Source organism: Thalassolituus hydrocarboniclasticus (assembly GCF_025345565.1).
GTDB lineage: Bacteria > Pseudomonadota > Gammaproteobacteria > Pseudomonadales > Oceanobacteraceae > Venatoribacter > Venatoribacter hydrocarboniclasticus.
In genome coordinates, this window is sequence record NZ_CP054475.1 from 2,407,623 (window position 1) to 2,422,412 (window position 14,790).

The 14,790-nt window shown below is 51.9% G+C and carries 13 protein-coding genes; 10 read left to right on the forward strand and 3 right to left on the reverse strand.

The annotated features are described in order from the left end of the window. Positions 1-39 precede the first annotated feature (39 nt). The 6 genes from HUF19_RS10650 to HUF19_RS10675 all read left to right on the forward strand — a co-directional run bounded on the left by HUF19_RS10650 (position 40) and on the right by HUF19_RS10675 (position 7,615). Entirely contained in the window at positions 40-414 is a 375-nt protein-coding gene (locus HUF19_RS10650) for a response regulator (RefSeq protein WP_230331428.1), read from the forward strand. A gap of 1 nt (position 415) precedes the next feature. Then, positions 416-1,036: a histidine kinase gene (locus HUF19_RS10655; RefSeq protein WP_260996634.1), complete on the forward strand. Its 621-nt coding sequence runs from the start codon at positions 416-418 to the stop codon at positions 1,034-1,036. Positions 1,037-1,039: 3 nt separating this feature from the next. Beyond that, positions 1,040-2,008 (forward strand): sensor domain-containing diguanylate cyclase, encoded by a 969-nt coding sequence (locus tag HUF19_RS10660; RefSeq protein ID WP_260996635.1) that lies wholly within the window; start codon positions 1,040-1,042, stop codon positions 2,006-2,008. Positions 2,009-2,117: 109 nt separating this feature from the next. Further along, positions 2,118-3,131, forward strand: coding sequence for an AraC family transcriptional regulator (locus tag HUF19_RS10665; RefSeq protein WP_260996636.1), 1,014 nt, complete (start codon positions 2,118-2,120; stop codon positions 3,129-3,131). Beyond that, on the forward strand, positions 3,094-5,868 hold the full coding sequence (locus HUF19_RS10670; RefSeq protein ID WP_260996637.1) for a hybrid sensor histidine kinase/response regulator: 2,775 nt from the start codon (positions 3,094-3,096) through the stop codon (positions 5,866-5,868). The genes HUF19_RS10665 and HUF19_RS10670 overlap by 38 nt, the downstream gene beginning before the upstream one ends. A 91-nt stretch (positions 5,869-5,959) precedes the next feature. Continuing rightward, a complete protein-coding gene (locus HUF19_RS10675; protein WP_260996638.1) occupies positions 5,960-7,615 on the forward strand; it encodes an alpha-amylase family glycosyl hydrolase in 1,656 nt (551 codons plus the stop codon). A gap of 8 nt (positions 7,616-7,623) precedes the next feature. Here the strand turns inward: HUF19_RS10675 and HUF19_RS10680 are convergent, their stop codons facing one another. Next, positions 7,624-8,460, reverse strand: coding sequence for a prephenate dehydratase (locus HUF19_RS10680; protein ID WP_260996639.1), 837 nt, complete (start codon positions 8,458-8,460; stop codon positions 7,624-7,626). A 394-nt stretch (positions 8,461-8,854) separates the two neighbouring features. Here HUF19_RS10680 and HUF19_RS10685 point away from each other — a divergent pair, with 394 nt between their 5' ends. The 3 genes from HUF19_RS10685 to HUF19_RS10695 are packed head-to-tail and all read left to right on the forward strand — an operon-like array spanning position 8,855 to position 11,884. Further along, entirely contained in the window at positions 8,855-9,850 is a 996-nt protein-coding gene (locus HUF19_RS10685) for a hypothetical protein (RefSeq protein ID WP_260996640.1), read from the forward strand. Next, entirely contained in the window at positions 9,847-10,680 is an 834-nt protein-coding gene (locus HUF19_RS10690; RefSeq protein WP_260996641.1) for an HAD-IIB family hydrolase, read from the forward strand. The genes HUF19_RS10685 and HUF19_RS10690 overlap by 4 nt, the downstream gene beginning before the upstream one ends. Continuing rightward, a complete protein-coding gene (locus HUF19_RS10695) occupies positions 10,673-11,884 on the forward strand; it encodes a glycosyltransferase family protein (RefSeq protein WP_260996642.1) in 1,212 nt (403 codons plus the stop codon). The genes HUF19_RS10690 and HUF19_RS10695 overlap by 8 nt, the downstream gene beginning before the upstream one ends. 44 nt (positions 11,885-11,928) lie before the next feature. Here HUF19_RS10695 and HUF19_RS10700 read toward each other — a convergent pair whose 3' ends face one another. Next, positions 11,929-12,216 (reverse strand): DUF6482 family protein, encoded by a 288-nt coding sequence (locus tag HUF19_RS10700; RefSeq protein ID WP_260996643.1) that lies wholly within the window; start codon positions 12,214-12,216, stop codon positions 11,929-11,931. Between the two features lie 206 nt (positions 12,217-12,422). Here HUF19_RS10700 and HUF19_RS10705 point away from each other — a divergent pair, with 206 nt between their 5' ends. Then, the gene (locus tag HUF19_RS10705) at positions 12,423-13,034 is read left to right on the forward strand and encodes a TetR/AcrR family transcriptional regulator (protein WP_260996644.1); all 612 of its coding nucleotides are present in this window, start codon (positions 12,423-12,425) and stop codon (positions 13,032-13,034) included. A 10-nt stretch (positions 13,035-13,044) separates the two neighbouring features. Here the strand turns inward: HUF19_RS10705 and HUF19_RS10710 are convergent, their stop codons facing one another. After that, positions 13,045-14,784 (reverse strand): sugar phosphorylase, encoded by a 1,740-nt coding sequence (locus HUF19_RS10710; protein ID WP_260996645.1) that lies wholly within the window; start codon positions 14,782-14,784, stop codon positions 13,045-13,047. Positions 14,785-14,790: the final 6 nt, after the last annotated feature.

The window sequence follows — 14,790 nt, forward strand, 5'->3', positions numbered from 1 at the left end:
ACTATTACTTAGTCATCAATTTCTCTGCCGATGACAGCTATGGCTACCAACGTTCTGATCTGCGACGACTCAAGTTTTGCCCGTAAACAAATGGCGCGGGCGATCCCCAAAGAATGGGAAGTGGACATTCATTTTGCCGGTGATGGCGTGGAAGGCGTACAGGCCATCCGCGAAGGAAAAGGCGAAGTGGTTTTTCTCGACCTGACCATGCCCAATATGGATGGCTACGGCGTACTGGAAACCATCCGCAAAGAAGATCTGCCTGCCATGGTGATTGTTGTGTCCGGCGATATTCAGCCCGATGCTCAGGACAGAGTCAGAAAACTCGGTGCAATGGCTTTTATCAAAAAGCCGATTGATGCCGATAAAGCCCGCGAAGTGCTGACCGAATACGGCATTCTGACAGGGGCCTGATATGAGCGTCACATCTACCGCAGTATCTCTGAACGAAGACCAACGCGACTGTTATCAGGAGCTGACTAACGTTGCCATGGGTCAGGCCGCCGACCGTTTAGCACGACTGCTGGATGTCTATGTGGTGTTGCCGATTCCCAAAGTAAACCTGATTGAATCCAGCGATCTGCATATGGCGATTCAGGATGCTGAAACCGATTCGGCTATGTCAGCGGTATGCCAGGGATTTATTGGTTCAGGTATTGCCGGTGAAGCGCTGCTGTTATTTAACGACACCAGCTTCTCCGACCTGGCCGCACTGATGAATTATGGTGGCGAACTCGACCGTTACGGCGAGCTGGAATTATTAATGGACGTCAGCTCACTGTTAATCGGCGCCTGTATTCAGGGCATTGGTGAGCAGCTGGAGATTCACTTTAATCAGGGTCATCCGGTGGTGCTTGGCCAGCATTGCAAAGTCGAGGACATTTTAAAAAGTGGTAATCATCAGTGGACCAAAACCCTGGCCATTGAAATCCACTACACCATTGAGCATGTGAATATCGACTGTGACCTGCTGTTGCTGTTTACCGAAGACTCAGTCGCGAAACTGAACAACAAAATTAATTATCTGCTGGATTAACGTATGACGGATTCAAACATTGAATTTGGTGACATCCACTGGCTGATGGATATTCTGCAGAATATCGACGTCGGTCTGGTGGTACTCGACCGCCAGTACAATATCCAGCTGTGGAATGGCTTTATGGAAAGCCACAGTGGCTTAAGCCCGCAAAAAGCCAAGGGCGAAAATCTGTTCGACCTGTTCAACGAAATTCCCAAAGACTGGTTTATGAAAAAAGCGGAGCCGGTTTATCAGCTGAAAACCCGCACCTTTACCATCTGGGAGCAACGTCCGTATTTATTCCGCTTTAAAAATTACCGCCCTATTACCGGCCGCGCGTCGGTGATGTATCAGAACACCAGTATTATTCCGCTGGAGTCGATTAACCGCAGTGTTGATCATATCTGCGTGATTATTTATGACGTAACCGACATTGCCGTCAGCCGCGAAGACGTACAGTCTGCTCATCAGACCCTGAATGAACTGAACCGCACAGACCAGCTGACCGAGCTGTCCAGTCGCGGTTACTGGCTGAAAGATATCGAGCGTGAATTTCTGCGCTGCCAGCGTTCGGTATTACCAAGCACCCTGGTCATGTTTGATCTGGACGATTTCCGTACCATTAATGGCCGCTATGGCCATCAGGCCGGTGACGAGGTACTGCGCTCGGTATCGGAAGGCGTTCGCCAGACACTGCGCCAGACCGACCATGTCTGCCGTTTTGGTGGTGAAGTGTTTGCGGCTCTGCTGGTCGATACCGATGAAGAAGAGGCCGTGGTCTTTGCCGAGCGTATCCGCAAGATGATTGAACGCATGGAAGTCCGGTATGAACAGCAAAGCATTCATGCCACCGCCAGCCTGGGTATTGCCCGCTATCAGAAAAGCTTCTCCAGTGCTCAGGACTGGCTACAGGCCGCCGACAAAGCGCTCTATCACGCCAAAGAAAGCGGTCGTAACAAAACCACAGTCTATCAGCCCAAAGCCCGCTAAGCCGACGCCTGCACGGTATAGCAGATATGCTCATCAAACCTTGCCATTCCTGATCAATAACAACAAAATCACATCCGGCCACTCCGGCCGGATACTGTGAGTTTCAGGCATGTCGAGTCACTGGATACCCCGCCCCTTTATTGATGCGCCACTGCGCGGTGCTGCCCGACTGGGTCTGAACCCTGAACAGCTGTGGACGGCGGCCGGACTGGATACCGCTGTTCTGGCCGATCCTGAAGGGCAGATTAATGCTAATGACTACGCCAGTCTGATGGCCACCCTGTGGGCCCACAGCGACGATGAATTTATGGGGCTGGCGAAAGTGCGCAGCCATTCCGGCACCTTTGCCATGATGTGCAAGGCCATCATCAGTTGCTCATCACTGGAGCATGCCTTACACCGTGCCCACAGCTTTTACGCGCTGTTTGATGGCGCCCCCAATATACTTGTTATTCGCGGTCCGCAATTGTCGCGAATACAGATTGAACATGATCCGGTTGCAGACCCTGATCATTTTCTCAGTGAATCCCTGCTGGCTATCTGGCACAGGCTGAGCAGCTGGCTGGTAGGCCAGGGTATTCCCCTGCTGTCGGTCGGTTGCAACTATCCGCCCCCTGCCCATGCCGCGCTGTATCAGAACCTGTTTGCCACACCGGTTAAATTCAACGAAGACAGTACCTATCTGCTGATTCCCAGCCGGGTACTCAGCCTGCCGGTCAGTCAGACTGCGGCCTCCCTGCGCGCCTTTTTAAATCACTCTCCGGCCGATTTTCTCGCCCGGCCGAATCCGCATGAAAGCATGACCGGTAAACTGCGTCAGCTGTTCCGCCGTTACGAACTCGACAGCCTTCCGGATCTGGCGGAAAGCGCCGTCCAGCTCGGTGTATCCGGTGCTACACTGAGAAGGCGCCTGCATGACGAGCAGACCTCTTTTCAGAAACTGAAAGATGAATGCCGGCTGGAAGAAGCCAGCCTGCGTCTGGCGCAGCAGGATACCAGCATCCGTGAAATTGCCGAGTATCTGGGTTACACCGAAACCAGCACATTCCACCGCGCTTTCAAAAAATGGATGGGACTGACACCGGGTGATTATCGCAGCCAACAACAAGGCATACGCCGCTGATTCCGGTTATCCGTCCGTTATCCGCTTTGCTGTCTCCCTGATATTTCTGCTCTGTCTTTCCGGCCAGTCACTGACGGCCTTTGCCATAACACCAGCCAGCTGGACACTCAGCGCACAGGACTCAGGGCGCCTGCTGGGGCGCGAACTTGAGTACTGGCGGGAAGACAGCCAGCAAGCTCTTACTCTGGACGAATTAAAAGCTTTAAAGCCCGACTGGCGGCGCCACTCTGATACCATCCCGAATTTCGGCTTATCGCCGCATGCTTATTGGTTCCGGCTGCGTGTAAAATTACCGGAAGCCAGCGACCAGTGGCGATTGAGTATTGAATTCCCGCTGCTTGACCGGGTTGATCTGTATCTGCAGTTTGACCAGCGAACCATTCAGCAGGAACAGTTTGGCGATCGCTTGCCGTTCAGCCAGCGCCCCCTGCGACACCGTAATTTCCATATACCCCTGCGGCTGAATTATGCCGGTGAGTACGAGATTTATCTCCGGGCACAAAGTGCGGGCTCTATGCAGCTGCCTGTTGCATTCTGGTTAAGGGACGAGCAGGAAGCCGAGGCAGCCAGCGACTATCTGGGCGCGGGGCTGTATATCGGTTTTATTGCGGCCATTTTGCTGTTTAATTTCTTTATTGCCGCAACAACCCGTGAAATGTACATCCTGTATTTCACCTGCTTTTTATTTGGTTATCTGGTCTTTTACGTCTCTCTCAGCGGTTATGGATTTGAATACCTGTGGCCTGACAATTTATGGCTGGAGGAACGTCTGACCATTATTGCTATCGCTGCCTCCTGTATTTTTGCTGCCCTTTTCACCCAGCGCTTTTTACACCTGAAGAAATACTATCCGCGTCTGAACCGCCTGAATCAGCTCTGTTTATATTCTGCCTGGCTGATGCTGGTGCTGAATCCTCTGCTGGATTATCAGCTCGCCGTAAAAATAACCATGGCCGGTACTTTTACTGTAGGCCTGCTCAGTCTGATGATCGGCATCAGTGCAGCTCTGCAACGGACAATATCCGGGGTACTTTATGCCGGCGGCTGGCTGACTCTGCTTTTGGGAGTCATCGTCCACAGCCTGAGCAAAGAAGGCTTGCTGCCCATCACGCCACTAATTGAATACTCCTCACACATTGGCTCCATTTTCTTGGTCTGTACGCACAGCATGGCCATTGCCCTGCGTTTTTACGAAGAACGCCAGCAACATAAACTCACGCTGGAGCAGATGACGGAAGCACAGAGAGAAAGCCTGCGCTCGCGCTATCGTATGCAGGAAGCAGAACTGCAGCGCAAACAGACCGAACTGGAAAATCAGGCTAAATCGGTATTCCTGGCCATGATGAGCCACGAAATCCGCACACCGCTGAATGGTGTACTGGGTATGGTGCAATTATTGGGGCAGACGCGACTCGACCCACAGCAGCAACGCTATCTGGAAACCATCAACACATCCGGCGAATCACTGCTCACCATTCTTAATGACATTCTGGATCTATCAAAAATGAATTCCGGCAAACTGCAGCTGGAGATGCAGGAAGTTCTTTTACACGAACTGATCAGTGACTGCCTGACACTGTATTCCCAGCAGGCAAAAGAAAAAGATCTGACATTACTGGCCTACCTGCATCTGCCAATGTACCAGACCATTCATACTGACCCCACACGCCTGCGCCAGATCATCAATAATCTGCTCAGCAACGCCGTCAAATTTACCAGCCGTGGCAGTATTATCCTGACAGTGCGTTTCAGCGATGGAAAAATGCTGCTCAGTGTTAAAGACACGGGGATCGGTATCAGTGAAGAATATCAAACACGCTTATTTGAACACTTCAGCCAGGCTGATGCTTCTACCTCCCGTAATTACGGCGGCACCGGTCTGGGGTTAAGCATCTGTAAACAGTTAAGCGAATTACTCGGTGGCGATATCAACGTTCACAGCCGCAGCGGCGAGGGCACAGAATTTATTTTTACCCTACCCGACTGCCTGCCGGACAATCCCATCGATATCAGAAACATAGGCTCAGGCAGTGTATGTATTCAGCTGGATAAGCCCGAAGAACAGGAATTAACAGCACGCTTTATGCGTGAACTCGGTTTCCAGCAAACCCGGCACGCGCCCGCCGATATATTATTCAGCGACAAAGCTGCAGCAGAAATAAACCCTGAGGATTACCGGCGTGTTATATATCTTTGCGATGAGAATCAAAGCGACCTGAACCCGTTACAACAGATTGTTCGGCCACTGAAAACTTCCAGCATTGTTCACCGCCTGAATAATACAGGTACGCAGTATGGCAACACTCATACAACGCCTGCGCAGTTATTCAAAGATTGCCTCATTTGGGTAGCCGAAGATAATCCGGTTAATCAAAAGGTTGTTGCCGGCATGCTGCGCCATCTTGGTGTTAAATATGAGCTTTTTTCCGATGGCAGCAGCCTTATTAAGGCCTGGCAGGAAAAGCAACAGGCTCATCCGGATATGATTTTAATGGACTGTGAAATGCCGGTGATGGATGGCTTTACCGCCACCCAGCGGCTACGGGAACATGAGCAGGAAACCCCGGACTATAAGCGCATTCCGGTGGTTGCTCTCACCGCCCATGCCCTGCCTGAATACCGGGAAAAAGCCCTGAATAATGGCTTTGATGATTTCCTCAGCAAACCCATCCGTCAGGAACAGCTGCGCCAGTTATGCCTGCGCTGGCTGCTGCCACCATCCGACGAAAGCTGCTAACGGTAAGTGTGCTGATAATTAACCCTGAGCTTCATACCTCTGTCACAAAGCGCCGGCCATAATCGCCTTATTACGGACAGCAGAGGCCTTTATGAACTGGTGGCAACAGGGAGTTTTTTATCAGATCTATCCGCGCAGTTTTCAGGACAGCAACGGCGATGGTATCGGTGATCTGCAGGGGCTGATTCAGCGTCTTGATTATTTAAATGATGGCACTGAACAATCTCTCGGCATTGATGCCATCTGGCTGTCACCGTTTTTTCCATCCCCCATGCACGATTTTGGTTACGACATCAGCGACTACTGCGCTATCGATCCGCAGTTCGGCAGCATGGATGATTTCGATGAATTACTGCAGCAGGCGCATCAGCGCCAGATCCGGATTATTCTCGATCTGGTGGTCAATCATACCTCCGACCAGCATCCCTGGTTTCAGCAAAGCTGCGATCCGGATTCTGATAAAGCCGACTGGTATATATGGCATAACGGTAAACAGCCGCCTAATAACTGGCTTGGCTGTTTTGGCGGGCGCGGCTGGACCTTTAACGCTCAGCGTCAGGCCTGGTATTACCACTCTTTTCTGCCACAGCAGCCCGACCTCAACTGGCGCAATCCTGCGGTTAAACAGGCCGTAAAACAGGTTATGGAGTTCTGGCTGGCGAAAGGCGTCGATGGCTTCCGCCTGGATGTGGTGAATCTGTATTACAAAGATGCGCAACTGCGTAATAACCCGACCGACTGGTTCAGGCTGGCACGGCCTTATGATCGCCAGCGTCATATCTATGATCGTGATCAGCCGGAGATGCACAGTCTGCTGCATGAAATGCGGCACTGGATTGATGCCTGGCCAGAGCGGATGATGGTAGGCGAAGTGATGCTTGCTGATGCTGGCAACAGTGATTTACCAGCCAGTTATTATGGTCAGAATGACGAGCTGCATCTGGCCTTTAATTTTGAATTTCTGCGTGCACCCTTTAAAGCCAGTGCGTTTCACGCCATCATCAGAAAATGGACGGAATTATTGGGCAGTGAAAACTGGCCTAATTACACATTAAGTAATCACGATTTTTGCCGTCATGCCAGCCGTTATCAGGCCGGTAAACATACCCAGGCCCGCCTTGAAATACTCGCCGCCCTGCTGCTGACGTTACGCGGAACGCCGTTTTTATATTACGGTGAAGAAACCGGAATGCCGGAACAAAACGTTAAGCGTGGCGACCTGCAGGACCCGGTGGGTATCCGTTACTGGCCACTGCATCCCGGACGCGACGGCTGCCGCCGGCCGATGATGTGGGATGCTCCGCTTAACACCTTTAGTCAGGGACAGAGCTGGTTGCCGGATGAAGCCATACCTGCTCACAGCGTTGCGCAACAACAGCAAAACCCGCACTGCCTGCTGAGCTGGTATAAAAAACTGATCTGGCTGCGCAAAAAAACACCGGCCCTGCATCAGGGAAAACTGCGCCTTTTGCAGGCGTCAGCGGATGTCCTCGCCTATGAACGCAGTGGTATAAATGCCGGCCGAAGCGAACGACTGCTGATACTGCTGAATTTTTCCAACCGCACGCAATCCACCAGTCTGCACCCGCAGGCGCTGGCCAGTTGTCTGCTGAATAATAAGAAAAAGGATCAAAAGAACGCCGCCCCGGAAACCCTTCATTTTCATGGCGGACGTCTGCAACTGCAGCCCCTGCAGGCTCTGGTGCTGCAATTACAGGATGATTATCCGCTGAAGATGTATGTCTGAGTACCTGCTTAAACGCGGTAATCGTGCGCCGGATAACTGCCTAATATGCGCACTTCGCGGGCAAAGTATTCCAGCTCTTCCAGGGCCAGAATCATATTGTGCTGCTGCGGGTGCCCCTGAATATCAACATGAAAATGGCTGGCCTCCATGGTGCCGCCATCCATATAACTTTCCAACTTTAACAGGTTCACACCGTTGGTGGCGAAGCCGCCCAGGGCTTTATACAGCGCTGCCGGAATATTGCGCACCGAAAACAGAATACTGGTGATGTAATCCATACCGGGTTCAGCCTGCTGATGCTCCTGCTCGCGGCTGAACACCAGAAAACGGGTGGTATTACCGATGACATCCTGAAAGTTATCGTGCACCACATTCAGGCCATACAGCTCGGCGGCCAGCGCCGAGGCAATGGCGCCACGCTTGCGGTTTTCACCCTGACTCAGGTTACGCGCTTCCATTGCCGTATCAACCGCCGCCACCGCTTTCATGCCCAGATTAACGATGCGCTGATGGCACTGCGCCAGCGCCTGCGGATGGGAAGCCACCTCCTCAATTTCGCTGAGGCTGACCCCCGGCAATGCCAGCAAACAGTGATTCACCGGTTCAAAATGCTCGGCAATAACAAACAGCGAGGTTTTCGGAATCAACCGGTAAATCTCTTCAACCCGCCCGGCGGTTGAGTTTTCCAGCGGAATCATCGCCCGATCGGCAAACCCCGAAGCCACCAGCTCCAGCGCCGATAAAAAATCATCGCAGGCGACCGCTTCCCAATGTGGGAACACCTTACAACAAGCCAGATGCGAATAAGCGCCGGCAGTGCCCTGATAGGCAACCCGTGGCTGCATGAAACTCTCCTGAAATAAGCGACTGAAAGAAGCGAACAGAACAACACATGCATCGTCCGGTCTGGGCGGCATTATCGCACCACCGCATTATTGCACCACCATGGGGCGCATGAAAAACACCAGCATAAAATGCACCAAAACAAAGCATTAAAATAAAACGCCACCTTTCCCGCTGGCGTTCCCGCATCTGCACTGCCTGTGCAGACTGCCAGCCCCGCTGTTCTGAGCTTATACAGACCATTCTACACCGGTACATGCTCACCAAAGCACACAAAAGCCGTGCTCTGGGTCAGTAAAATCAGGCGAAAAATTTTATCTGGCACAGTGCCTGCTCTGTCTCATTCAGGTATCTGCTCTACCATTAATTTAACCGGGACAGATAACAGGTATCGATATGAATTTTCAACCAACACTCTGGCCACAATCACTCAGCAGCGATCCACAACTGCTGGAACAATTACGCAGCGCCGGCGAAACCGAGCTGCAGGACTTTCCTGCCGCCTGGCGGAGTCAGTGGCCGGATGTCTGGGCACCGCTTGCCGCCTGGCTGGCAAGCGAGAAAGGCCGCCTGCCGACAGAAGTGCCGGTTATTGGTATTCATGGTGGCCAGGGATCGGGGAAATCCACCCTGTGTAAAGCTCTGGCACTGGTCTACCGCAAAGCTCTGGGCTGGAACACGGTGGTACTGTCCATTGATGATCTCTACCTGACGCACTCCGAACGCAGCCAGCTGGCGCTGAATATTCACCCGCTGCTGAGCACCCGCGGCGTACCCGGTACCCATGACGTGGCACTGGGCATGTTGCTGACCCGCCAGCTGCGCAAGCTGAACGAAGGTGAGCGTTTGATGATTCCGGTCTTCGATAAAGTTCAGGATGACCGCCTGCCGGATAATTATTGGCATAAAGTGACAGGCCCGGTCGATCTGATCCTGTTTGAAGGTTGGTGTGTAGGCTGTCTGCCGGTTGCAGAAGAAGACCTGCAGGAGCCGGTCAACAGCCTCGAAGCCAGCGATGACAGCGACGGCCAGTGGCGGCGCTGGGTCAATCAGCAACTGGCCGGCAGCTATGCCGAATGGTTCGCTCAGATCGACCGCCTGCTGATGCTGAAAGTCCCCGACATGAAAGCCGTACACCAATGGCGGCGCGAGCAGGAAGACAACAACCGCAAACAATCGGAAGCCCTGTCACAGAACAAAATCAGCCTGCGCAAAACCACCGACCGCAGCCTCAGCGAGGCCGGGCTGATACGCTTTATTCAGCACTATCAGCGCCTGACCGAGAACGCATTGCGCGAACTGCCTGAGCATGCCGATCTGGTGCTGGAACTCGACACGCAGCATCAGGTTGCCGCCATTCACAGCAAAACCCCGGAGGTGGATAAGCCATGAATACATCCACACATCCGCACAATACCCCGCCGGAGCTGCCATTGGTTGTGGTCACCGATCTTGATGGCTGCCTGCTAGATCATCACAGCTACAGCGCGCAGGCAGCAGAAAAAGCCTTAAAAAAACTGCACAGCCTGAATATTCCCTGCGTCTTTAACAGCAGTAAAACCTTTGACGAAATGCTGCTTCTGAGGGAAACGCTCGACAACCACGATCCCTTTGTCTGCGAAAACGGCGGCGCGATTTTTATTCCGAAAAGCAACGGCAATGGCTACAACAGCGAAATTCTGCACAGCAGTTATCTGGCCATACTGAAAGTGCTGCACAGCCTGCGTCAGCAGGGTTTTCAGTTCCGTGGTTTTAACGATATGACCGCCACCGAAGTAGCGGCATTAACCGGTTTATCGGTAGACGACGCTCATCTGGCAAAACAGCGCAGCGCGTCCGAACCGCTGGTCTGGACCGGTACGGAAAAGCAATTGGAAGAGTTCCGCCAGGCATTGACCATGCACAATCTGCGTCTGCTCAGTGGCGGCCGTTTTCATCATGTAATGGGGCCTAACGATAAGGCCCACGGCCTGGAATTCTGCCGTCATCATTACGAAGCGTTATGGCAACAGCCGGTCAAAGTTATCGCCCTCGGTGATGGCGAAAATGACCGCGCCATGCTCAGCGCCGCCGACTACGCCATTGTGATTCCCGGTATAAAAAACACCCTCGAACTGCAGCACCCACAGCTGCGGATTGCCAGCAAAGCCGGACCGGCGGGCTGGAATGAAACCTTACTTTCCCTGTTAGATGACCTGTTCAAGGAGGCTCATAGTGGCTGATTTTTATCAGAACGGCATTATTACCACTCTGCATAATCTGGTTGACCGTCCGCTGGACGAATTAGAAAAAGAACTCATCAGTTTTTCACGTATCAGGCCCATGTCGCTGGTGCTGCCCTCTCTCTACTCCGAACTCAGCGGCCCGGCACTGGACAACATTATTAACGACGTTGCCAAAGTCCCCTACCTTAACGAAATCGTGATTGGCCTTGATCGCGCCGATGAAAAAGAATATGCCCATGCCCGGGAGTTTTTCTCGCGCCTGCCACAGCATCACCGCATTTTATGGAACGATGGCCCGCGCCTGCGCAAAATTGATGAGTTGCTGCAAAACGAAGGCCTGGCGCCGAAAGAAATGGGGAAAGGCCGTAATGTCTGGTACTGCTATGGCTATGTGCTGGCGTCGGGCCGTGCCGAATCGGTTGCACTGCACGATTGCGACATCGTTACCTACGACCGCAGCATGCTGGCGCGCTTAATTTATCCGGTGGCTAATCCGGCCTTTAACTACGAATTTGCCAAAGGCTATTATGCCCGCGTGGCCACACAAAAACTGAATGGCCGGGTCAGTCGTTTATTGGTAACACCGTTAATCCGCGCCCTGAAAAAAGTCTATGGCTCTCTCGATTATCTGGAATACCTCGACAGCTTCCGTTATCCGCTGTCGGGTGAATTTTCTATGCGTACCGATGTGCTGAACGATATCCGCATTCCCTCGGACTGGGGATTGGAAATCGGTGTCCTGTCAGAAATGAAGCGTAATTACTCGACTAACCGTATCTGCCAGGTCGATATTGCCGATGTGTATGACCATAAACACCAGCCTCTGTCGGAAGAAGACGCCAGCCGCGGCTTATCGAAAATGAGCACCGATATCTGCAAAGCCATTTTCCGTAAGCTGGCCACCCAGGGAGAGATTTTTACTACTGAAACCTTCCGCTCAATCAAAGCCACCTACTTCCGCATTGCGCTGGATTTTGTTGAAACCTATTACAACGATGCGCGCATGAATGGCTTAACACTCGATCGCCATGCCGAAGAAAAAGCCGTAGAACTCTTTGCCGAAAATATTATGTCTGCCGGTGAACATTTCCTCGCCAATCCGATGGAAACGCCTTTTATCCCGAGCTGGAACCGGGTGATTTCAGCCGTGCCTGATATTCTCGACCGCATCTATGAAGCTGTCGAGGAAGACAACCACTGACAGGTTCAGTGATTGTCTTCAGACTGCCTGCCATGACCGGTGTATCAATGAAAATGCATCGGCAGGCGGTCTGCCTGGGGACGCTCGGCGTTATTGATCATCTCGTCATAGGGTAATTGCTGCACCATAAAGCCTTTGCTTACACCCAGACTGGCCAGTTTTCCGGAACATTCCGATAAGCCACGGAAACGTACCGGCATACCATCCTCCATCAGCAGGCTCAGGCGTCCCAGATAGTCCACCTGTACCAGATAGAGATCGCCCTCATTGGTGAGGATATTGACATCCACTCCCCCCTGGCGCAGTGCTTTTTTAAGTTCTGATGTAGTCATAACCCTTCTCCTGCCTCTGCTTAAATATACCTATACAAAACATATACAACAATATACACAGACAGCTCCATAGGGGTTAAGAATTGTTTGCTATCAAAAAAAACACCAACCTCTGTATTTGACAATATGCGATGATGCCCTCAAAAATGACGCCTCTTTCCGTTTTTGCGTCGCAACTAAAGCCTGCGGCAAACCGTTGGACTGTTATGGTTAATATTGCGTCACCTGAAAAAATTGCCCGCCGCCGCCAGGATATTCTGGATGCAGCCATCGATATTTTTGCTGAAAAAGGCTTCCATGCCAGTGGCATCGCTGATATCGCCACCCGCCTGGGGATTGGGCACGGCACGGTTTACCGCTATTACAAAAACAAACGGGATATCTTTAATGAAATTCTGAGTTTGCTGCTGAGCGAGATGTCGACCGTCGTGCAACAGGATCCGCCCAACACCAACTCGCTGCCGGAATATCAGCAACAGCTGGAACGGATTGCTGACCGGTTAATTGCTATTTTCCGTGAACGCCCGCAGCTGGCACGCATTGCCTTTTACGAGTCTTACGGAGTCGATGCCGAAATCAGTGATGCGGTAAACCGTATTCAGGAATTATTCGCTGAATTTACCGCTTACTATCTGCAAAACGGTATCAGCAAGGCCTTCCTGCGCAGCGAAATGGACACTGCCATCGCTGCCCGGCTGGTGACCGCAATGCTGATGGAAACGGTTAAACATGTCGCCCTTAATGATTTCAGCGACAAGCAGATTGAACCCTGGCGGCGTGAGATTATCCGCCTGATGATCGGCGGCCTCAGCCGCTGAGGTATTGTTGTTACAGACTCTGAGTCAGCCATACCGTCTGATACGGCGCCAGAGTTAATATCTCCGTTGCGGCAATATCGGCTTCGTGGTGACTCAGCAGATCAACCAATCCTCCCGGTAAAAAACCCAGACTGGCTAACGGCAATTGCAGAATACGCTCCGTCACATTTGACAGTGCATACAGTGTCTGACGGTTATCCACACTGGTGCGCTTAACAATAAATAAATCGGAATTAATCCGTACAATGTCCTGCTTTGCATCCGGGTGAAAAGCCTTCTGCTCACGGCGTATTCTGATCATACGGCGTAATTCCGTAAAGACTTCCGCCTGGGGTGTCACTGGGTTATTTAACAGACATTCCAGTTCATGCTTATCCCAGATTTTACGGTTAATTGAGCGTGTTCGACCGGTTTGTTCAACATGATCCAGATCGTTCGGGGTGGCGACCAGACTGTGAATATACAACGCCGGAATCCCCCTCAGGGCCAGCATAATGGCCTGCGAACAAAGGAAACGCTGCACCTGAAAATGATCGCTGCCGCGCCGGGTGCCCATGCAGGCATCAAACAAGCTGATATTGATTTCATAAGGGCTCTGACTGCCATCAGGGTTGGCTTTCATACTGACAAAGCCACCAAAACGGTGCATGGAATCAATCAGATCCTGCACTTCACGCTCAGGCAAAATGCCCTCTACCGGGCGTACGCCGATACCATCGTGGGAAGCGGTAAAATTCAGATAGGTGCAGTCGGCTGGCAGCGGCGGTATTTTATCCGCCCAGTCGGTCAGAAAGCTGGCATTACCACGATTCAGCGCATGTAAAACCAGCGGTGGCAGACCGAACTGATAGACCATATGAGCTTCATCGGACTGGCCAAAATAACTCAGATTTTCTGCCACCGGTACATTGGTTTCGGTAATTAACACCGCTTCCGGTGCGGCATAAGCAAGTACATCGCGCAGCAGTTTTACCACCTCATGGGTCTGCGGCAGATGCACACAGCGGGTGCCGATTTTTTTCCATAAAAAAGCAATCGCATCCAGCCGGATAAAGCGCGCACCACGCTCCACATACAACAGTAATATCTGAATAAATTCGAGTAAAACGGCAGGGTTGGCAAAGTTCAGATCGATCTGGTCTTCGCTGAACGTAGCCCAGACATGGCGCACGCCACGGTGAGTATGCACCGGGGTTAATAACGGCGTATTACGCGGACGGGTAACCACCGACACATCGGTTGCCGGGTCCACTTCAATAAAATATTCACTGTAGGGTTCACGGTTAGCGATGTAATCGACAAACCACAGATTTTCCCGCGAGCAATGATTGATCACCAGATCCATCATCAGATCAAAATCTCTGGCGATGGCGCTGATATCCTCCCAGCTGCCCCAGTCAGGGTTAACCTGACGGTAATCAATTACCGAAAAGCCATCGTCCGAACTGTAAGGAAAAAACGGCAGGATATGCACATTGTTAATCGTATCCTGCAAATGAGCGCGTAAAAAATCGCCCAGTGTCTGCAACGGAATCTCACCACTGCTCTGAATACTGTGGCCGTAGGTAATCAGAATAACGTCCTGCTCCGACCAGCGTTCCGCTCTGGCTGTTTTTTCCTTCCGGAGCGTATTGTCAGAAAACTGCTGGCACAGACGCAGAATATTCTGCGCCAGCTCATCCAGATCGTTCCGCTCAGAATAAATACGCTCCAGGCGCTGTTTAAAACCGCTCAGTATTGGGTCATTCATAGGCTC

Bases quoted from the DNA above. Each gene is read 5' to 3' on its own strand.
- HUF19_RS10650 (WP_230331428.1), top strand. From the start codon at position 40: ATGGCTACCAACGTTCTGATCTGCGACGACTCAAGTTTTGCCCGTAAA.
- HUF19_RS10655 (WP_260996634.1), top strand. From the start codon at position 416: ATGAGCGTCACATCTACCGCAGTATCTCTGAACGAAGACCAACGCGAC.
- HUF19_RS10660 (WP_260996635.1), top strand. From the start codon at position 1,040: ATGACGGATTCAAACATTGAATTTGGTGACATCCACTGGCTGATGGAT.
- HUF19_RS10665 (WP_260996636.1), top strand. From the start codon at position 2,118: ATGTCGAGTCACTGGATACCCCGCCCCTTTATTGATGCGCCACTGCGC.
- HUF19_RS10675 (WP_260996638.1), top strand. From the start codon at position 5,960: ATGAACTGGTGGCAACAGGGAGTTTTTTATCAGATCTATCCGCGCAGT.
- HUF19_RS10680 (WP_260996639.1), bottom strand. From the start codon at position 8,460: ATGCAGCCACGGGTTGCCTATCAGGGCACTGCCGGCGCTTATTCGCAT.
- HUF19_RS10685 (WP_260996640.1), top strand. From the start codon at position 8,855: ATGAATTTTCAACCAACACTCTGGCCACAATCACTCAGCAGCGATCCA.
- HUF19_RS10690 (WP_260996641.1), top strand. From the start codon at position 9,847: ATGAATACATCCACACATCCGCACAATACCCCGCCGGAGCTGCCATTG.
- HUF19_RS10700 (WP_260996643.1), bottom strand. From the start codon at position 12,216: ATGACTACATCAGAACTTAAAAAAGCACTGCGCCAGGGGGGAGTGGAT.
- HUF19_RS10705 (WP_260996644.1), top strand. From the start codon at position 12,423: ATGGTTAATATTGCGTCACCTGAAAAAATTGCCCGCCGCCGCCAGGAT.
- HUF19_RS10710 (WP_260996645.1), bottom strand. From the start codon at position 14,784: ATGAATGACCCAATACTGAGCGGTTTTAAACAGCGCCTGGAGCGTATT.